Consider the following 18,731-nt stretch of genomic DNA (forward strand, 5'->3'; position numbering starts at 1 on the left):
TCCCCCGGACGGGGGAGCGTGAGTGGGATCAGCCCACGGAGTGCGCTTCACTGCGTTTGACCCGGTCGGTCATGACCTCGGACACGCTGTCCTTGAGGATGTCCATGGCGCGGTCCAGGTCTTCCTCGCTGATGGTCAGCGGGCACAGGGTCTTGATCACCTGATCGTCGGCGCCGGAGGTCTCGATCACCAATTTGCGTTTGAAGCAGGCTTTGGTGATTTCCTCGGCCAGTTCGCCGTCACGGCAGACCAAGCCTTGCATCATGCCGCGCCCGTTCAGGTAGAACCAGTGATCATCATAGCTGCGGGCGATATCGCGGAAACGCTCGGTGATGATGTCGGCTTTTTTCTGCACTTCCTTGGCGAAATTGTCGTCGCGCCAGTAGTGATTCAGGGCGGCGGCGGCGGTCACGAACGCCAGGTTGTGGCCGCGGAAAGTACCGTTGTGCTCACCGGGTTTCCACTGATCCAGTTCCGGTTTGAGCAGCACCATGGCGAACGGCAGGCCATAACCGCTGAGGGACTTGGACAATGTGATGATGTCCGGGTTGATGCCCACGTCGTCAAAACTGAAGAAACTGCCGGTGCGGCCACAGCCGGCCTGGATGTCGTCCAGGATCAGCAGCATGTCATGCTTGCGACACACTTTCTCCAGGTTGCGCAGCCAGTCGAAGCTGGCCGCGTTGATGCCGCCCTCGCCCTGTACGGTTTCCACGATCACGGCGGCGGGGAAATCGACACCACTGGAGGAATCGCCCAGCACCTTGTCCAGGTACTCGGTGGTATCGAAGGCGTCGCCCAGATAGCCGTCGTAGGGCATGCGGTTGACGCCGCTCAGAGTGACGCCGGCCACGCCACGGTGGTGACTGTTACCGGTGGCCGCCAGGGCACCCAGGCTGACGCCGTGGAAGCCGTTGGTGAAGGCGATGATATTGTGACGGCCCTTGATGTTACGGGCGATTTTCAGCGCCGCTTCCACCGCGTTGGTGCCGGTGGGGCCGGTGAACTGCATGACATGGTCCATATCGCGGGGTTTGAGGATCACCTCATAGAAGGCGTCCATGAATTCCCGCTTGGCGGTGGTGTGCATGTCCAGACCATGGACGATGCCGTCGCGCTGGATGTACTCGAGCAGTTTTTCTTTCAGGATCGGGTTGTTGTGGCCGTAGTTGAGCGTGCCGGCCCCCGCCAGAAAGTCGATGTACTCGGCACCGGTTTCGTCGTACAGGTAGCTGCCCTTGGCCTGGTCGAAGACCACCGGGAAGCTACGGGCATAGCTCATTACTTCCGATTCGTGGCTTTCAAAAATGTCGGTATCCATGGTTCCGTCGTCCTCTCTGAATTCGTCTTCAGGCGTCGTCCCGATTGAACGGGCCGATGCGCAATAAATGTTCATCCTGATGCTGGCCGGCGAAATGCAGGCGCGAGTCGAACAGGATGAATTCCTCGGTGGGCATGCGGCGCTCGTAGGCGAAGCTGCGGAACATACCCCAGGATGCTTCATTGTCCGGAGTGATGGTGGTTTCGATGTAGCGCACATCCGCGGCTTCGTCACGCTCCAGCAGGGCGGCCAGCATGCGCTTGGCAAGGCCCCGGCCCCGCGCTTTCTCATGCACCGCTACCTGCCACACAAACAGGGTGTCCTGTTGCTTGGGCGGAAGGTAGCCGGAGATGAAGCCGACCAGGTCGCCATCCAGTTCCGCCGCCACCGAGGTGTCGGCGAAATGGGTGCATTGCAGCAGGTTGCAGTAGACGGAGTTCTCATCCAGGGGTTTGCACTCTGCGATCAACTGATGCACCCGGGGGCCGTCCTGGCTTTCCGGCTTGCGCAGGGTCAGGTCGTCGTCCTGGTGTTTTTTGTCGGTCGTGTCATCTGCAGGCATGGTGTCACTTCTGGTCGGTTTGGGAATGGGTACGGTGGCGGCCCCGGCGCTCTTCGGTTGCCGGCTGGGCGCGATCGATGGCGCCCAGATCCAGTACCGGTGAGGCATCGATGTCACCCGCGTTCATCATCGCGGCAACCCGTTGCAGGGAACTGAGAATCAATGTCTGCTCCCAGTCCTGAAGCTGCTCGAAACGGGCCATGAACTCCTCCTGGAGAGGGGTCGGGGCTCGTTCAAGAATAGCGCCGCCTTCGCCGGTGAGCGAGGCGTAAACGCGGCGCTTGTCCTGTTCGCCACGTTTGCGTTCGATCAGCCCCCGTTTCTCCAGGCGGTCAAGAATGGTGGTGACCGTGGCCTGGCTCACTGATACCTCATTGGCGATGTCGCCCATGGTCAATTCCCCATGGGGTTTGATCGCTTGCAGCACCAGCAGCTGAGGCGCGGTGAGACCGGCAACCTTGCTCAACTTCCGGGAGTACAAGTCGGTGGCGCGAATGATCTGCCTTAACGCAATCAACACTTCGTCGTGTCTGGCCATGTCCGTTATTGCCTTGATAGCGAATCAATATGACTGAAAAAAGAAAAACGCAATTTCGAGTTGAAAGGGTTTTTTTCGATTGGTTTCGGCTAACCAGGCGGCAAGGCCGGGACCTCCGTGGTTCAAAGTGGTAGGCTATTTTAGAGATATAATATTTAGATGTCAAAGTAATTGGCTGTTCGGGGAGGCGCCTGATGGTTCTGGCGAGCTTCATTGGCTTCATGTTGTTGTTTCTTCTGATTGGCTTTGCTTCGGTGCTGGTGCGCTCCCGAAGCCAGGCCGATTACCTGCTCGCCGGCTCCGGCGTGGCACCGTCCCTGATCGGACTTTCCGCCGTCGCCACCAATAATTCCGGGTTCATGTTCATCGGTGTGATCGGCTACACCTACGCCACCGGTTTGCCGGCGTTCACCATGATGGTGGGCTGGATTCTCGGCGACTGGATGGCCTCCACTCTGGTGGCCCGCCGCATCCGTGAAACCGCGGAGAAGCGGGACAGCCTGACGTTTCCGGAACTGCTGTCCAACTGGAATGGTACGGAGTTCAAAGTATTGAAGACGGTGGCGGCGGCTATCGCCGTGGTGTTGCTGGGGGTCTACGCGGCGGCTCAGTTCAAGGCCGGTGGCAAGGCGCTGCATGCCCTGTTCGACTGGGATACCCGTACCGGCGCGGTCATCGGCGCGGTGATGGTGTTGTTCTATGGCTTTTCCGGCGGGCTGCGTGCTTCGATCTGGACCGACGCGGCGCAATCGGTGGTGATGATCGTGGCCATGACGGTGATGCTGTGGACCGCGGTGTATATGGTCGGTGGCTGGGAGGCGGCCTGGACCGGGTTGCACGGTGTCTCCGATCATTTCTTCCGGTTCTTTTCCGAGGCGAGCCTGGCACTGGGATGGCAAGGGCCGGTGCTGTTTCTGGTGGGCTGGACGTTCGCCGGCGCCGCGGTGATCGGTCAGCCCCATGTCATGGTGCGCTTCATGGCGGTGACGAACGCCGGCTCGGTGCGTCGTGCCCGTTGCTATTACTACGCCTGGTTCATCGCTTTCTACACGCTGGCGGTGGGCGTCGGGATGATGGCTCGGCTGTTGATGGACCAGGGCATTGTCGACCCGTCGCTGGTGATGGATGCCGGTAACCTGGACGCGGAACTGGCGTTGCCGGTAATGGCCCAGGAACTGTTGCCGGATGTGGCCACCGGGCTGGTGCTGGCGGGGTTGTTCGCGGCCACCATCTCCACCGTGGATTCACTGATTCTCAGCTGCAGCGCTTGCCTGTCCAGGGATCTGATGCCACGCCGCTGGCATGGTTACGGCACTGCCCGTGTCATCACCCTGGTGGTGGTGGTGGCGTCCCTGGGGATTGCCCTGTTCGCCAACGAGAATGTGTTTGATCTGGTGTTGTTCGCCTGGGGGATTCTCGGTGCTTCGTTCGGCAGTCTGCTGGTGGTTTACGCGCTGGGTGGCCGTCCCGGTGAGCCGGTGGCGGTGAGTATGGTTGTCGTTGCCACCGTGGTGGCGGTCGGCTGGCGCCTGGCGGGGCTTAATGCGACCATGTCGGAGGTTTTTCCGGCGATGGTCGCCGCCTGGCTGGTGTTTGCCATGGGGCACCTCACCGGTTTGGGCGAACGTCGCCCATTGGAAGGTTCCCAGGGACTCAGCAAGAGGTGAATCGTGTTCCGCAAAGCGCTGCTTCAGCGGCTCGGCCGTGTTGGCGGAAAAGTGGGTGTGTTGATCGGTTGTCTGATGTTGCCGCTGGCGGTCCAGGCCCAAACCTCACAGGCTCCGGAAGACTCACAGGGTGCGCCCCGGCCTGAGGCGCAAAGCGAGATTGAAAAAGGGCCGGTGATTTCCCAGTTCCGTGAAAACTGGATTCTCGGCGAATTGCGTTCCCTCCGTCAGGACATGATGGAATACCGCAACGAGATGACCAAGCAGGTCACCGACCGGGAACTGGAAGTGGCGGACAAGGCCATGGGCTACGCCACCAACACGGTGACGTACTTCTTTTACCTGATCGCCGGCGCCGCTTCGATTCTGGCGCTGGTGGGCTGGTCCACGATCCGGGATCTCAAGGACAACGTCCGTGTTTACGCCGAGAAGGAGATGTCCCGTCTGACCGTGGAGTACGAATCACGGCTGGCGGACCTGGAGAAGGAGCTGCGCAAGAAGTCCCTCACCATCGCCGAGAATCAGGAGGAAATCGAGCGCACCAACGAGATCCACAGCCTGTGGCTGAAGGCCTCCAAGGAGCCCAGCTATAAGGAGAAAATCGAGCTGTACGACCGCATCCTGGAACTGCGCCCGGACGACCCGGAAGCGCTGGCATGGAAGGCCGATGCCGCACTGGAGCTGGGTGAGCAGCGATGGGCGCTGAGTCTGTGTGACCGGGTGCTCGAAGTGGACGAAGATAACTCCCATGCGCTCTACCAGCGCGCTTGCGCCTGGACCGGACTGGGCGAAACCGATAACGCCCTGCGTGATCTGGAGCAGGCGGTGAATCAGTCGGACGCGCTACGTCAGCATGCCCGGGCGGAGGAAATGTTCCAGCCATTGCGGGACCTGCCCCGGTTCCAGGCTCTGATCGGCGGTGAGGAGCCTCTCGACCCATAGGTCGATGCTGTCAGTGCCATGAGAGAAAGCTGTTGGCCGGGCCGGAGCCGGTACTCCGGCCACCATAAAGTCTGTATATTTCTCTTTATATTTCAAGGAGATAACAGTCCAAGTGCCAATCGGCGTCGTAATTCACCGCTCCCCGGCGCTGCCATGAGCCTGTAATCCGGGCTTTTCACGGCTATTTCCTCATCAGCAACAGGTCTATTTGGCGGAAGGTTTCTGCTACACTCTGCGCCCCTGAGTGACTGGACGATGACAGTCGGATTGCCATCAGTGCTGATTCGTTGGGCGCCATTCTGTGTCCCGGCATCCGATTAGCGCCATCCTGCGTTCCGGTCGTCCTTATCGGAGATTTCCATGAAGCGCGAAAGTGGTGCGGACAACACCAAGGCGATGCCTGATGTGGCATCCAACTCCATGGTCGACCATATCGGCGGCACCCTCGACTGGGTCGGCATGAGTGAAATTCACCTGCCCGCACGGGTCAGTGATACCCGGGTCGGCGAGCGCCCGGTGAGCACCTCCATTCAGGCCTACGTCAATCTGGCTAATCCGGATGCCAAGGGCATCCACATGTCGCGCCTGTATTTGATGCTGGAGGAAACCTTCGGGGATCATTCGGTAAGCCCGGCTTCCATCGAACAGCTGCTCGGCAATTTCCTGGAAACCCATGAGGGGCTCAGCACCCGTGGTTTCGTGCAGTTCGATTTCGAATATTCCATGCGCCGCCCGGCGCTCAAGAGCAGCTACGCCGGCTGGAAGAGCTATACCGTGAGCATCAAGGCGTCACTGGGTGAAGAAGGGCTGTGCACCGAGATGTACGTGGAAGTGCCGTACTCTTCCACCTGCCCCTGTTCCGCGGCGCTGGCCCGACAGTTGATCCAGGAGCAATTCCGCGAGGATTTTCAGTCCGGCAAAGTGGATGTGGACGAGGTGTTCGAGTGGCTCGGTACCGAGGAAGGCATTCGCGCCACGCCCCACAGCCAGCGCAGTATCGCGCAGGTCCGGGTATTGCTCGATAAGGCCGCTGAATCCTTCCCGATCACGGCGCTGATCGACGCCATCGAAGAGGCGCTGAAAACGCCGGTGCAGACGGCGGTCAAGCGTATCGATGAGCAGGAATTCGCGCTGCTGAATGGCCAGAATCTGATGTTTTGTGAAGATGCGGCGCGTCGTCTCAAGCATGCGTTGGATCCTCAACCCTGCTACCGCGACTTCTGGCTGCGGGTGAATCACCTGGAAAGCCTGCACGCTCACAACGCGGTGGCGATTGTCACCAAGGAAGTGGACGGCGGCTACCTGCCGATTCCGTGACGCTGATTTTCTGACAAGAAACGCGGCCCGTGGGTGCAAGCCCCACTGGCCGCGATTGTTTTTCCTCTGAATTCCCTCAGAACCGGCCGTTGACGCCGAACGCCAGGTTGTTGACCTCATCACCGCTGCTGTCCACGGCACGCAGATACTCCACACTCAGAAACACCTTGGGGCTGACGGGAAAGTCCGCACCCAGACCCAGGGAAAGGTCGCTGTAGTTCTTGCTGCTGGAGCCGCCGGCGCGATAGTCGTGGGTGGTTTCCACCCGGGTGACGCCAATCAGACCATAGGGGCGGATCGGCATGGAGTTGGGGAACTGCCCGCGAAAATAAGCGCCGTACTGGCGGTCGATTTCCACCTTGGTGCCATTGCCCAGGCTGTCGTCATCCAGCCCCAGACCAATGCGTACTTCGCCGCCCAGGGTTTCGGTGCGGTTGATCCAGGTGCCCAGCTTGAACTGCAGCGCCGAGGGTTTGGCGCTGCCGCCGCGATCCGGTTCCACCTTGCTGCTCACGTAGTCCAGCCCGGCGAAGCCGCTGGCGTTGGCGATCATGGGCAGGGCCAGGCCGACGGCCAAAAGCCATGTTTTCTTCATTACAACAGTCCTTTCATCACAACCACGATAGAGTGCTGTCATTGTAATGAAGTTTGCTGCGTAAGAAAGGTTGGCGGGTTGCGACACGCTCCTCCCATTTGATATCTGTTATTCAGAGATCATTACGGAGTCGCTGTAGGAGCTTGCCTGCAAGCGAATGTGCCAACGCCGAAGGTCGTATTCGCCAGCAAGCTGGCTCCCACAGTTTGCGCCACGGAGCCGCTGTGGGCGCTTGCCAGGGTGTTGTGTATGAGCAGGCTGGTCCATGGTTGCGGAACAGCCCGCTTACCGTTTAATGCTCGTGGTCGTGCTCGCCTTCTTCTTCGCCGTCGTGCTCGTCATGTTCTTCGGCGGCACCGGTCCAGGCCAGCCCCAACGGAGCGAAGCCGAGATCCGCCACTTCAGCGGTCACGGTCAGGGACTCCAGTTCCACGCGATGAATGGCCTGGGCCTGGGGGTCGGAGACGAACACCTCGTGGCCATCGCCGCTGAAGGCCAGGGCTGGTGCCGGGGCGCCGTCGGCCGGGACCTGATCCAATACCGTGATCTGCCCATGGTGGTGCCACTCGGCGGTATCGATCACATGCAGAATGCCGGAATCATCGAGGATCACCAGGTGCTCTCCGTGCGGGTCCAGACCGTAGGCGAGTGGCTTGGCGTCGGCGGTGGTGCTCTCGCGCCACACGATCTGCTCGGCCTCGGTGGCATCCGGGGCAATCCGGTAGAGGTTATAGGCGGGGTAGGAGAGGGCGGCGAAATCCGCCAGATCGGTACTGCCCAGGATCGTCGCCAGACGCTCCGGTGCGGTGACCTTGTGATCGTGGAAGTGGTCGCCGTGCAACTCCGCCACCAGCGCACCGTCCTCGCAACCGAATACGGAATAGGTGGTATTGGAGGCGCCGCCATGAAGGCCCGGGCAGGCGGTGGCCAGGGTGCCCTCGGCATGGAAGTGGTCACCGTGCAAGTGATACAGCGCGATGCCGTCGGCGCCGCTCGCTCCGTCGCTGACGTTACTGCTCAGCACCCACTCGCCGCGCGGTTCGGCGATGCCGTGGTGCGCTTGCTCAAGAATCTGAGAGGCAATGACGCCGTCACTTTCCAGGCTGCTGTCACTGAATAACTGGAACTGGGAACCGGTGGCGGCGTCTCCGTCGAAAAACACCGTGCCGAGCCCGTCGTTGCCGCGGTAATGGGTGGGCTTTACGCCATACAGTGTCAGTGCGGTGAGCCCGGGAGTGCCGGTGTCAACATGGTCTTCGTGCAGCCAGATGCCGCCATCCAGAATCTGCACCTGATCGTTGTCACGTTGCATGATCACCGCGTAGCGGCCGCCGGGGCTGGCGTGCAGTGCGGTGGCCGGATAGGTCAGAGCGAAATCGGCGATAGTGGCCTGTTGTTCCAGATCGTAAACGTAAACGCGGGAGTTATTGCCCGCGGCCTGAGTGAAGACCAGACGGCCGGCCGTCTCCTCGTGGTCATGGTCGTGATCATCGTCGCCGCCGGGCAGGGTGGTGCTGCCGGTGTCGTTGTTACAGGCGGCCAACAGCAGGGCCAGGGTCAAGGCGCCGAGGCGGGGCAGGGCGGAGTGCAATGAGTTGTTCATGTGTCGTTCCTGAATTTGTTGCGGTTTTATGACGTTATAGCGTTTCAGTAATGGATCGCACCGGACCCTCAAAGGGCCCGGCCGGTCTCAGAATTCCATGCGCATGCCGACGGTCAGATTGCGGCCTGGCTCCGGCACGGTGCGGGCCAGGAAGGAGGTGTGATTCCACACTTCCTCGCCCAGCAGGTTGCTGCCGCGCAGATAAACGCTGTAGCGCTGGGCCCCTTCCAGGGTGTAGCTGAGGGTGGCGTTGAGCATGTCGTAGCCCGGAGTGCGGCTTTCGTAGCCGGCGATGTCGTTCTGCGGGAACATCCGATAGAACTCCAGCTCGCCGTCGAACGCCCGCCAGTAGGTGTTGACGCGGCCGCCCAGACGCTTGGCCGGAATCCGTGGCAGCTCGTTGCCGCCGCGACTGAACTGGGCTTTGACAATGTCGCCGAACACCGTGGTGGACCAACGCGGTGTCCATTGATAGCGCATCTCGGCTTCGGCGCCGGTGAACTCCACATCGTCCTGGGTGTACTTGATCAGGCGGAATTCCTCGATCTGATCCAGGGTGCGGGCGTAGATGTAGTTGTCCACCTGGTTATGGAACAGACCGACATCGAAGGTCAGATCACCGCGAACCTTGCGCAGATTCAGGCCGATGTTGCGCGAGGTTTCCTTATGAATGGCGGAATCATCACCCGGTGCGCCGCAGGTGTAGCTGCTGGACACCAGGCCGCACTCATAGGTGTTGGTGGCCAGGTGAACCCCCCGGGCGTACATCTCCTGGGCATGGGGCATGCGCTGGGCACGGGTGGCGGACAGCGATACGTTGTAGTCCGGCAGGAACGCCCAGGTCAGCGCCGCCGATAGCGAATTGGCGGAGTCACTGTAGGACGGCCGGTTCAGCGGATCCTCCACCGGGTCCAGGCGCTGATGCTCGTGACGGGCGCCCACTTCCAGGTGCCACTGTTCGGAGAAGCGATAGTGTTCCACCGCGAACACGCCGAGGGTTTCGGTGTCGGTCTTTGGCATCAAGGCTTCGGTGCCCTGGGTGTTGAACTGGTGATCGGCGTACTGGAAACCGACCACGCCATGCCAGCCGCCAATTGGCGCGTGCTCCGCTTCCACCCGGGTTTCATAGCCCTTGTGACGGAAAGTGGTGCCCACTTCGCCGCCCTCGATTTCATGATGGCGATAGTCGGTGTGGCTGGAGCGCACCTTGACCTTCTCGATGCCGGGCAGCGGCTGCCGGTATTCACCGCGCAGATCAATGCGGCGGGCGTCCAGGTCCACGTAAGGCGGTGCGTGCTCGCCTTCGCCGTGGTCGTGATCATGGTCATGACCATCCCCATCACAGGACAATTGATCGCCATTGGCCCCGCACCCCTCGAATTCATGGCTGTGACCGGGCAGACCGTAGATGTCGCTGCGGTAGGAGTAGGCCATGCCCAGATAGCCGCGCTCGCCGATCCAGGAAGCACCGACACTGACATTGTCGCTGTCGGCGTAGGTGCCATCGATGTCGGGTACGGTGAAGCCATTCACTTCATAGTCGTCGGCGCGGCGCCGGGAGCCTTCCACGTGCACCGCGAAATGGTCGCCGGCGCGGGCGGTGATGCCGGCGGCACCGGCCTTTTCGTTGGCCACCGTATTGCCACGGGCGGCAACAAAGCCCTCCACCGGACGGTCCGGCATGCGGGTGGGGATCTTGTCGTCCAGGACGTTGACCACGCCGCCGATGGCGCCGCCGCCATAGAGCAGGGTGGACGGGCCACGCAGTACCTCCACCTTGCGGGCGAGCATGGGCTCCACCGTGGTGGCGTGGTCCGGGGAGATATCCGAGGCGTCGAACAGACGGGCACCATCAGACAGCACGCTTACCCGTGGCGCGCCCTGGCCGCGGATCACAGGACGGCTGGAGCCGCCGCCGAAGGTGTCCGAATGAACACCGGGCAACCCCTCCAGTGTGTTGCCGAGGGTGGCGTTGCTGCGCTGGAACAGCAGGCCGTCCTCCAGCAAGCCGAACGACGAGGCGCCGCTGGCGGCGTCCTCGTCAAAAGGCAGGGCGGACACCTGTACCGAATCCAACTGATGGGACGGCTGCCGGGACGCTTGATCATCGGCGTTGTCGTTCTGTTGCGCCGATGCGGGCAGGGCGGTCAGGGTGGCACCGGCCATCAGCCCCAGGGCCAGTGGCAGGGGTAAAGCTTTGCGTCTCATGGACTCTTTTCCTCTATCGAACAGGCACGCGGAGCATGCCTTGGCATGCTGCGAATGTTATATCATAACAAATGCGCTATCGAAACCCGAACCGCTTGAGGCGGCTGCGAAATCGGAGATCAGGTGGACAGAGGTGGGGCGCGGGAAAGGTAGGCGCGCAGATTGGCCTGGGTATGGCCACGGCCCTGCGCCAGCGGGCGCCAGAATGGCTCCGCCGGGGGGTTATGCTGAACCAGCGTGGCGGGCGGCACGGCAATCTGTACCGGCGCGCAGTGCTGGCAATGGGGGGCGGCGGAGGTGCCGCCATCGTCGGGAATGTCGCCGGCCTGGGACGTGGCGGTCGGCAAATGCTCGGTGGTGTGCCAGGCCATCTGCCACTGACCGGCGATCAGCAGCAGGGAGAGTAGCAGGAGACGAACCGGGAAGGCCCTGGCGCTACGGGGACACATGGTCCTCTCCGTTAGCCTTGGGGCCGTTGCTCTGGAAGCCGTTTTGCTGGGGACCATCATGCTGAGCGTCGCCATGCAGCGGGTGCGGCTGGCCTGGTACCGGATCAAAACCGCCGGGATGCCAGGGATGGCATTTGCACAAACGGCGCGCCGCCAGGGCGCTGCCGCGCAAGGCGCCATGGTGCTCCACCGCCTGGCGCGCGTACTCGGAGCAAGTGGGATAGAAACGGCACTGGTTGCCCAGCCAGGGGCTTAAATAGCCCTGGTAGAAACGCAGGCTGGCCAGTAGAACCCGTTTCACGGTGGCGACTCCCAATCAGAATCCGGCCAGCATACCCGAGGAAGATGACATTTGTCTGTCATTTGGCGGCAACACGCAGCACGCAACACGCTTTCACGCTAAACCCTGGCTCTGAAACCGTGGTGTGTTTCCTGTCCCCTGTCAGGAAACACACCATTCCCCTCCGCCACGGGTTTAGCGTGTTGCGTGTCAGCGTGTCAGCCCCTAGTCCCGGCTCCAGCGGGTGCCCTCACGGGTGTCCTCCAGTTGGATGCCGGCGTCCTTGAGCTGGTCGCGGATCTGGTCGGCGCGGGCGAAATCGCGGGCTTTCTTCGCCGCGGTCCGTTCCGCCACCAGGGCGTCGATCTCGTCGTTGGCGAGGCCGTCATCGGCGCTGCCCTGGTTCTGGAACCAGGCCACCGGATCGGATTCCAGTAAGCCCAACAGTCCGGCGCCGGCCAGCAGTTCCGCTTTGAGTACCGGTTTTTCCGGCAGATCCGCCTTGTTCAGCTTCGCCGCCACTGCGTGCAGAGCGCTGATCGCCTCGGCGGTATTGAGATCGTCGCGCAGAGCCAGCAGCACCGGGTGATCCTCCGGCAGACGGTAGCCGGTATCGGGCTCGACCTGTTCGCCGCGTCCCAGCAGGGCGTAGTAAAGGCCGTCCAGGCTCTTGCCGGCCTGATCCAGCACCTCGGCGGAGAAGTTCAGCGGCGAACGGTAGTGGCTGGAGAGCAGCGCGAAACGCAGCACCTCGCCGGCGTATTCCTTCAACAGCTCGCGGACCAGGCGGAAATTGCCCAGGGATTTGGACATCTTTTCGCCATCGATGTTGATGTAGCCGTTGTGCATCCAGTAGCGCACATACTCGGTGCCGTGGGCGCAGCAGCCCTGGGCGATCTCGTTCTCGTGGTGGGGGAAGATCAGATCCTGCCCGCCGCCATGAATATCGATGACATCGCCGAGATGCTTGTGAATCATCGCCGAGCATTCGATGTGCCAGCCCGGCCGGCCGCGTCCCCAGGGCGAATCCCAGCCGGGCTGGTCATCGCTGGACGGTTTCCACAGCACGAAGTCGCCGGGGTGGCGCTTATAGTCCGCCACTTCCACACGTGCGCCGGCGAGCATGTCTTCCAGGTTGCGCCCGGAGAGCTTGCCGTAGTCGGGCATGGATTCCACCGCGAACAGCACATGGCCATCGGCCTCGTAGGCATGCCCCTTGGCGATCAGCGTTTCGATCATGGTGAGCATGTCACCGATGTGATCGGTGGCCTTGGGCACCACGGTGGGAGGCAGGGCGTTGAGCCGCCCCATGTCTTCTTCGAAGGCCGTGGTGAAGCGGGCGGTGAGGGCGCCGATGTCCTCGCCGTTGTCCGCCGCCGCCTTGATGATCTTGTCGTCGATATCGGTGATGTTGCGGGCGTACACCACCTGGGGATAGAGCCTCTGCAGCAGCCGGTAGAGCACATCGAACACCACCACCGGACGGGCGTTGCCGATGTGGACGTAGTTGTACACCGTGGGCCCACACACATAGAGGGTGATGCGGTTCGGGTCCAGCGGGATGAAATCGTCCTTGCGGCCGGTCAGGGTGTTGTGCAGTTTCAGCATGGCTCAGCTATATAACTCGTTGGGATCGATGATCGGGGCGCGGTCGATCACCACCCGATCGCCCTCCACCTTCCAGTAAAAACAGGCGCGGCGGCCGGTATGGCAGGCCGGCCCGGTCTGCTCCACTTTGGCCAGCAGGACGTCGCCGTCGCAGTCCAGCCGCAGTTCCTTGAGATACTGCACCTGCCCGGAACTTTCGCCCTTGCGCCACAGCGTGCCGCGGGAACGGGAGTAGTAGCAGACCCGGCCGGTGCGCACGGTTTCCTCGATCGCCTCCCGGTTCATCCAGGCGAACATCAGAACTTCGCCACTGTCGTGCTGCTGGGCGATCACCGGCACCAGGCCCTGGTCGTTGAAGGCCAGATTATCCAGCGCTTCGCAGAGGGCAACGCTGAAACCTTCCGGCTGTTGTTCGTTGGCTTTGAACATGAGACCTCTTGGGGTCGGACGTCCGACCCGTTCAGATCGGCGCCCGGGTGTCCCGATGCAGTTGTTCCACCGCCTCGTCCAGATCCACGGTATCCGTGGCCTGGGAGCCCAGACGGCGTACCGCCACCTGATTCTGCTCGGCTTCCTTCTCGCCGACCACCCAGATCACCGGCACCTTGGCGCGGGAATGCTCGCGCACCTTGAAGCCGATCTTCTCGTTGCGGGTATCCAGTTCCGCCGGAATACCGCGCGCCTTGAGCTGCTCGACCACCCCGGCGGCGTAGTCATCCACCGCGTTGGTAATGGTGGCCACCACCACCGGCACCGGCGCCATCCATAATGGCAGATGACCGGCGGTGGACTCGATCAGAATGCCCAGGAAGCGTTCCAGCGACCCCAGCACCGCCCGGTGCAGCATCACCGGACGCTGGCGGCTGCCGTCCTCGGCCACATATTCGGCGTCCAGACGCTCGGGCAACACGAAGTCCACCTGCAGGGTGCCGCACTGCCAGTCACGACCGATGGCGTCACGCAGTACGAACTCCAGTTTCGGGCCGTAGAAGGCACCTTCGCCGGGGTTCAGTTCGCACTCCAGGCCCAGGGATTCCACCGCCTCGCGCAGAGCGCCCTCGGCGCGGTCCCAGGTTTCATCGGAACCGGCGCGGTTGTCCGGCCGGTCGGAGAACTTGATGCGGAAGCTGTCGAAACCGAAATCCTGGTAAACCTCGCGCAACATGGTGATGAAGGCGGCGGTTTCCTCGTTGATCTGGCCCTCGGTACAGAAGATGTGGGCGTCGTCCTGGCTGAAGGAGCGCGCCCGCATCAGACCGTGCAAGGCACCATGGGCCTCGTTACGGAACAGAGCGGTGAACTCGCCCATGCGGATCGGCAGGTCCCGGTAGCTCTTGATGCCCTGGTTGAAGATCTGCACGTGGCCGGGGCAGTTCATCGGCTTGATCGCCATTTCCCGGTGATCATGGGTGCAGACGGTGAACATGTCGTCGCTGTATTTGTCCCAGTGTCCGGACTGCTCCCAAAGCACGCGGTCCATCATCTGCGGGGTGGACACCTCGGAGTAGTCGTACTTCTCCATCTTGGCGCGAATGTAGTTTTCCAGGTTCTTGCGCAGGCGCCAGCCGCGCGGGTGCCAGAACATGCTGCCCACGGCTTCCTGCTGGATATGGAACAGGTCCATTTCCCGGGCCAGTTTGCGGTGGTCGCGCTTTTCAGCCTCTTCCAACTGCTTGAGGTAGGCGTTGAGCTCTTTCTTGTCGCGCCAGGCGGTGCCGTAGATCCGCTGCAACTGGGCGTTGTCGGCGTTGCCGCGCCAGTAGGCGCCGGCCACTTTCATCAGCTTGAAGCCGTCGCCGAGCTTGCTGGTGGAGGGCAAATGCGGGCCCCGGCACAGGTCGATGAACTCACCCTGGCGATACAGCGAGACTTCCTCGCCCTCGGGCAGATCGCGAATGATCTCCGCTTTGAATTCCTCGCCCTGATCCAGGAAGAAGCGGATCGCCTCGTCCCGGTCCCAGACCTCGCGGCGGATCTCCTCGTTGCGCCGCATGATCTCCTGCATGCGCTTTTCGATGGCGACCAGGTCTTCCGGGGTGAACGCGGTCTCCCGGTGGAAGTCGTAATAAAAGCCGTTCTCGATGGTCGGCCCGATGGTGACCTGGGTTTCCGGAAACAGCTCCTGCACGGCTTCGGCCATGACATGGGCGGCATCGTGACGGATCAGCTCCAGAGCATCCTCATGGTCGCGGGTGATGATTTCCACTTCCGTGCCGTCGGTGAGGGGCAGGTAGACGTCGGTGAGATGGCCGTTGGCCTTCACCGCCAGCGCCTGTTTGGCGAGTTTCTTGCTGATCCGCCCGGCGATCTCCAGGGCGGAGGCCGGTTGATCAAACTCCAGGGTTGCCCCGTCGGGCAGTCGATAGCTCACACTCATGGGTGACACGGAATCCAAAGCAAATGAAGCAGGCGGATGTGGAAAGCAGGCCCGGTGCGGGGGCACGGGTTTGCGTCCCGGAACCGACGGATGGTAGGCAATCGCCGCGGCGGCTTCAAGCGCCAAGCCATGACAGCAGCCTTATGACGTGGTTTGCTTGGCAAATAACGACGAGGAAACGGCATGCCCCAACTGCACAGGATCGGAGATCAGCTGATGCCGCTGCTGCGGGTGGCACGGCGCATCAATGAGCAAAGAGACGTGGCCACACTGGCGCAAACCATTGTCGCCGAGGCGCGCGCCCTGTGCCGCGCGGAGGCCGGCGCCCTCTGGCTGTACCGGGGCGACGGCGGTGGTGAACGCCTGGTCTGCATGGTGCGGCAAGGGGAAGGCGGCATCGGCGTGACGGACGAGGTCGAAGTGCCCCTGGCCTGGTCCGGGCGCCCGGTGGTGCGGGTGGCGAAAGAAAGAGAAACCCTGTTGCTGGCGTCCGGGCTGGGGCTGGCGGAAGAGGACCGGGCATTGTGGGTGCCGGATCTGGTGACGGAGGTGTCCGCACAACTGCTGGTGCCGCTGCCCAACCATGATGGTGAGGTGGTGGGTGTGGTGCAGTTGATCAATGCCCGTGACGACCAGGGCCACCGACTGGCGTTCTCCCGGCGCCAGCGCGTGGTGGCGGAGGCCTTGGCCGGCTACGCCGGCATCGCCTTGAATAATCTGCTGGTGGTGGCGGAGATGAAGGATCTGCTGGACGCCTTCGTCAAAGTCATCGCCCAGGCCATTGACGCCAAGAGCCCGCACACCAGCGCCCATTGCCAGCGGGTCCCCCTGCTGACCGAATTGCTGGCTCGTGCCGCCTGCCAGGATCACGGCACCTTCGCTGACTTCGATCTGGACGAGGACGGCTGGTACGAACTGAGAGTGGCGGCCTGGCTGCACGACTGCGGCAAGCTGGCGACACCGGACTCAGTGCTGGAGAAATCCACCAAACTGCAGGCCCTGCATGACCGCATTGACATGGTCGCCGCTCGTTTCGCGGTGCTGCGGGCGGAGTTGGTGGCGGACTTCGCCGAGCGGGAACGGGCGGAACCGGAGCGGACCGCGGCGCTGGCGGAGGAAAGAGAGCGGGCGCTGGCGGAGCTGGAAGCGGATCTGGCGTTGTTGCAGCGGGTCAACCTGGGCGGGGAAACCATGGCCCGGGAGGATCAGGAACGGGTCCGGGCGATGGCCGGGCGCACCTGGACCGATGCGCAAGGGCGGTTACAGCCGCTGTTGAGCGACGACGAGGTGAACAATCTGTGCATCCCCAAGGGCACGCTGACCGAGGACGAGCGGGCGGTCATCAACGGGCACATGGACGTGACCCTGGCGATGCTGGAATCGCTGCCGTTTCCGCGCAAGCTGCGGCGAGTGCCGGAATACGCCGGCGGTCACCACGAACGCATGGACGGCACCGGCTTCCCCCGCGGTCTGACCCGCGAACAAATGTCGATCCCGGCGCGGATCATGGCCATCGCCGATATCTTCGAGGCGCTGACCTCCCGGGAGCGGCCCTACAAGCCACCGCTGAAGCTGTCGGAAGCGCTGGCGATCATGCGCCAGATGCGCGACGACCAGCACCTGGACCCGGACCTTTACCGGCTGTTCCTCGACGCCGGCGTCTGGCGCCAATACGCCCTCGAGGCCCTCGACCCGGAACAACGGGATGTGGAGGAAGTGGGAAGATACTACTGAATCAGTTGACAGTTGATAGTGGACAGTTGACAGCGAAAAGAAAAAGATCGCGGAACAGTCTGATTCTTAGCCGCTTGCTTGCAAGCGAATATTGTCAAAGGCTTGAGTGACATCATTCGCTTGCAAGCAAGCTTCCCACAGCAGTTCAGCCCCTTGTTTTCGCTGTCAACTGTCCACTATCAACTGTCAACTTCCTTCACAGCGTCTGCACCCGCTGCAGCTCATCCATGAACGCCACGCAATTGCGGCCCGCGCCCTTGGCTTGGTAGAGCGCCTCGTCGGCCCGTTTGATCAGGGCGAGAACGTCCTTTTCTCCGGGCAGGGAACTGGCCACGCCGACGCTGATGGTGACCACCTGGCTGATCCTTGATCCGGCGTGGGGCAGGCCCAACTGCTCGATCCGGGTACGCATCCGTTCGGCGAACACCAGGGCGTCCTTGAGGCTGGTGTTGGCCAGCACCACCAGGAACTCCTCGCCGCCGTAACGGGCGACGAAATCGGCTTCGCCCTGGGCCATGCCACGGGGAATGCCGGCCACGGACTTGAGGCATTCGTCGCCGGCCAGGTGGCCGTAGGTATCGTTGTATTGCTTGAAGAAATCGATGTCGAACAGCACCACGGTGACGTTATCGATGGCATGCCGGCTACGGCCGTGCAAAGCGTCATTGAGGCGGGACTCCATGCCGCGCCGGTTCAGGCAGCCGGTCAGGCCGTCCCCGGTGGCCTGGCTCTCGAGCACCCGGTTGGCCGAATGCAGCTCCGCCCGGTGCTGATACAGCACGTGCTCGGACAGAAAGTGGCTGCGCAGCAGACGCTCGTAAATATATTGGCCAAACAAACTCATGGTGCCGGTTGCCAGGGAGAACAACAGCAGCGTCAACGCCTGGGACAGCGGCAGAGTATTGGGGGCGAGGGTGCAGAGGGCCTGGAGCGCCAGTATCGCCGAAGTGCTCAGAGCGGAGGCCAGGAACGGCACACGCAGCAGTACGCCGAGCACCAGGATCGCCAGGGGAGTTTGCAGGAACAGCAAGAACGCTTGCGGGTGATCGATGGACAGGCCCATCCACATCCCGGTGATCGCCACCGCGAACGCCAGCAGGATAATCATCGGATGCAGCCAGCGGCGCAAATCCGGGCGATGGGCGACCACCGCGGTGGCCACCGCCAGCATGATACAGAACAAACGTGGGCGCCAGGTGGCGGTGACCAGGTCCGGCTCCACGGTCAACTCCAGAATCACCGACAGAGCCAGAATGGAAACCAGGGTGATGGTGGCCCAGGGTGTGATACGGGCCACGTTACTGCGGAAATAGTCAACGAATTCGCGTTCCAGCGGCGCCGGAAGACGCAAATGCCAGGGCAGCCGTATGTCGCTGCCGGACGGAAGCGTGCTCGTCCGTTGCGGGTCTTGGGTCACCTTGGGTCCTTATTACTGCTGGTTCAGGGACAGAGGTGTCCCTGCGGATACATTCAGGCTCCCAGCATAACGCCTGACGCGACAGATATCCCGCAGCTATATGAGCAAAGCCA

At 62.2% G+C, this 18,731-nt stretch carries 16 protein-coding genes; 4 read left to right on the forward strand and 12 right to left on the reverse strand.

Going from position 1 to position 18,731, the window contains the following annotated elements; translation table 11 throughout:
* Positions 1-28 precede the first annotated feature (28 nt).
* Genes ectB through B5T_RS04360 form a run of 3 tightly spaced genes read right to left on the reverse strand, consistent with a single transcriptional unit; the run spans position 29 to position 2,421 of the window.
* Positions 29-1,321 (reverse strand): diaminobutyrate--2-oxoglutarate transaminase, encoded by a 1,293-nt coding sequence (gene ectB / locus B5T_RS04350; protein ID WP_014993250.1) that lies wholly within the window; start codon positions 1,319-1,321, stop codon positions 29-31.
* A 28-nt stretch (positions 1,322-1,349) separates the two neighbouring features.
* On the reverse strand, positions 1,350-1,883 hold the full coding sequence (gene ectA, locus B5T_RS04355) for a diaminobutyrate acetyltransferase (protein WP_014993251.1): 534 nt from the start codon (positions 1,881-1,883) through the stop codon (positions 1,350-1,352).
* A gap of 4 nt (positions 1,884-1,887) precedes the next feature.
* Positions 1,888-2,421, reverse strand: a complete 534-nt coding sequence (locus tag B5T_RS04360) for a MarR family winged helix-turn-helix transcriptional regulator (RefSeq protein WP_014993252.1) — start codon at positions 2,419-2,421, stop codon at positions 1,888-1,890.
* A gap of 194 nt (positions 2,422-2,615) precedes the next feature.
* On the opposite strand from B5T_RS04360, the gene B5T_RS04365 reads away from it, so the two are divergent.
* From B5T_RS04365 to folE2, 3 genes are all read left to right on the forward strand, one after another.
* A complete protein-coding gene (locus B5T_RS04365) occupies positions 2,616-4,088 on the forward strand; it encodes a sodium/proline symporter (protein WP_014993253.1) in 1,473 nt (490 codons plus the stop codon).
* A 3-nt stretch (positions 4,089-4,091) separates the two neighbouring features.
* A complete protein-coding gene (locus tag B5T_RS04370; RefSeq protein WP_014993254.1) occupies positions 4,092-5,030 on the forward strand; it encodes a tetratricopeptide repeat protein in 939 nt (312 codons plus the stop codon).
* A 360-nt stretch (positions 5,031-5,390) separates the two neighbouring features.
* Entirely contained in the window at positions 5,391-6,347 is a 957-nt protein-coding gene (folE2, locus tag B5T_RS04375; RefSeq protein WP_014993255.1) for a GTP cyclohydrolase FolE2, read from the forward strand.
* A 76-nt stretch (positions 6,348-6,423) separates the two neighbouring features.
* Here folE2 and B5T_RS04380 read toward each other — a convergent pair whose 3' ends face one another.
* The 8 genes from B5T_RS04380 to thrS form a co-directional block, all read right to left on the reverse strand.
* Positions 6,424-6,942: a porin family protein gene (locus B5T_RS04380; RefSeq protein ID WP_014993256.1), complete on the reverse strand. Its 519-nt coding sequence runs from the start codon at positions 6,940-6,942 to the stop codon at positions 6,424-6,426.
* A 292-nt stretch (positions 6,943-7,234) separates the two neighbouring features.
* Positions 7,235-8,545, reverse strand: coding sequence for a hypothetical protein (locus B5T_RS04385; protein ID WP_014993257.1), 1,311 nt, complete (start codon positions 8,543-8,545; stop codon positions 7,235-7,237).
* Positions 8,546-8,632: 87 nt separating this feature from the next.
* Positions 8,633-10,753 (reverse strand): TonB-dependent receptor domain-containing protein, encoded by a 2,121-nt coding sequence (locus B5T_RS04390; RefSeq protein WP_014993258.1) that lies wholly within the window; start codon positions 10,751-10,753, stop codon positions 8,633-8,635.
* 119 nt (positions 10,754-10,872) lie between these two features.
* Positions 10,873-11,202, reverse strand: a complete 330-nt coding sequence (locus B5T_RS04395) for a hypothetical protein (RefSeq protein WP_014993259.1) — start codon at positions 11,200-11,202, stop codon at positions 10,873-10,875.
* Positions 11,189-11,503 carry a membrane protein insertion efficiency factor YidD gene (gene yidD / locus B5T_RS22470; protein WP_014993260.1) on the reverse strand — a complete coding sequence of 105 codons (315 nt, stop codon included), beginning with the start codon at positions 11,501-11,503 and terminating at the stop codon, positions 11,189-11,191. Before yidD ends, B5T_RS04395 begins: the two co-directional genes overlap by 14 nt.
* Positions 11,504-11,707: 204 nt before the next feature.
* A complete protein-coding gene (gene cysS, locus B5T_RS04405; RefSeq protein ID WP_014993261.1) occupies positions 11,708-13,090 on the reverse strand; it encodes a cysteine--tRNA ligase in 1,383 nt (460 codons plus the stop codon).
* Positions 13,091-13,093: 3 nt separating this feature from the next.
* Entirely contained in the window at positions 13,094-13,519 is a 426-nt protein-coding gene (gene hisI / locus B5T_RS04410; protein ID WP_014993262.1) for a phosphoribosyl-AMP cyclohydrolase, read from the reverse strand.
* A gap of 31 nt (positions 13,520-13,550) precedes the next feature.
* A complete protein-coding gene (thrS, locus tag B5T_RS04415) occupies positions 13,551-15,467 on the reverse strand; it encodes a threonine--tRNA ligase (RefSeq protein WP_014993263.1) in 1,917 nt (638 codons plus the stop codon).
* 183 nt (positions 15,468-15,650) lie between these two features.
* Between thrS and B5T_RS04420 the strand changes: the two genes are divergently transcribed.
* Entirely contained in the window at positions 15,651-17,201 is a 1,551-nt protein-coding gene (locus B5T_RS04420; protein ID WP_014993264.1) for an HD-GYP domain-containing protein, read from the forward strand.
* Between the two features lie 196 nt (positions 17,202-17,397).
* Here the strand turns inward: B5T_RS04420 and B5T_RS04425 are convergent, their stop codons facing one another.
* The gene (locus tag B5T_RS04425; protein ID WP_014993265.1) at positions 17,398-18,618 is read right to left on the reverse strand and encodes a GGDEF domain-containing protein; all 1,221 of its coding nucleotides are present in this window, start codon (positions 18,616-18,618) and stop codon (positions 17,398-17,400) included.
* Between the last annotated feature and the right edge of the window lie 113 nt (positions 18,619-18,731).

This window comes from Alloalcanivorax dieselolei B5 (assembly GCF_000300005.1).
GTDB classification, from domain to species: domain Bacteria; phylum Pseudomonadota; class Gammaproteobacteria; order Pseudomonadales; family Alcanivoracaceae; genus Alloalcanivorax; species Alloalcanivorax dieselolei.

Bases quoted from the DNA above. Each gene is read 5' to 3' on its own strand.
- ectB (WP_014993250.1), bottom strand. From the start codon at position 1,321: ATGGATACCGACATTTTTGAAAGCCACGAATCGGAAGTAATGAGCTAT.
- ectA (WP_014993251.1), bottom strand. From the start codon at position 1,883: ATGCCTGCAGATGACACGACCGACAAAAAACACCAGGACGACGACCTG.
- B5T_RS04360 (WP_014993252.1), bottom strand. From the start codon at position 2,421: ATGGCCAGACACGACGAAGTGTTGATTGCGTTAAGGCAGATCATTCGC.
- B5T_RS04365 (WP_014993253.1), top strand. From the start codon at position 2,616: ATGGTTCTGGCGAGCTTCATTGGCTTCATGTTGTTGTTTCTTCTGATT.
- folE2 (WP_014993255.1), top strand. From the start codon at position 5,391: ATGAAGCGCGAAAGTGGTGCGGACAACACCAAGGCGATGCCTGATGTG.
- B5T_RS04380 (WP_014993256.1), bottom strand. From the start codon at position 6,942: ATGAAGAAAACATGGCTTTTGGCCGTCGGCCTGGCCCTGCCCATGATC.
- B5T_RS04385 (WP_014993257.1), bottom strand. From the start codon at position 8,545: ATGAACAACTCATTGCACTCCGCCCTGCCCCGCCTCGGCGCCTTGACC.
- B5T_RS04390 (WP_014993258.1), bottom strand. From the start codon at position 10,753: ATGAGACGCAAAGCTTTACCCCTGCCACTGGCCCTGGGGCTGATGGCC.
- B5T_RS04395 (WP_014993259.1), bottom strand. From the start codon at position 11,202: ATGTGTCCCCGTAGCGCCAGGGCCTTCCCGGTTCGTCTCCTGCTACTC.
- cysS (WP_014993261.1), bottom strand. From the start codon at position 13,090: ATGCTGAAACTGCACAACACCCTGACCGGCCGCAAGGACGATTTCATC.
- hisI (WP_014993262.1), bottom strand. From the start codon at position 13,519: ATGTTCAAAGCCAACGAACAACAGCCGGAAGGTTTCAGCGTTGCCCTC.
- thrS (WP_014993263.1), bottom strand. From the start codon at position 15,467: ATGAGTGTGAGCTATCGACTGCCCGACGGGGCAACCCTGGAGTTTGAT.
- B5T_RS04420 (WP_014993264.1), top strand. From the start codon at position 15,651: ATGCCCCAACTGCACAGGATCGGAGATCAGCTGATGCCGCTGCTGCGG.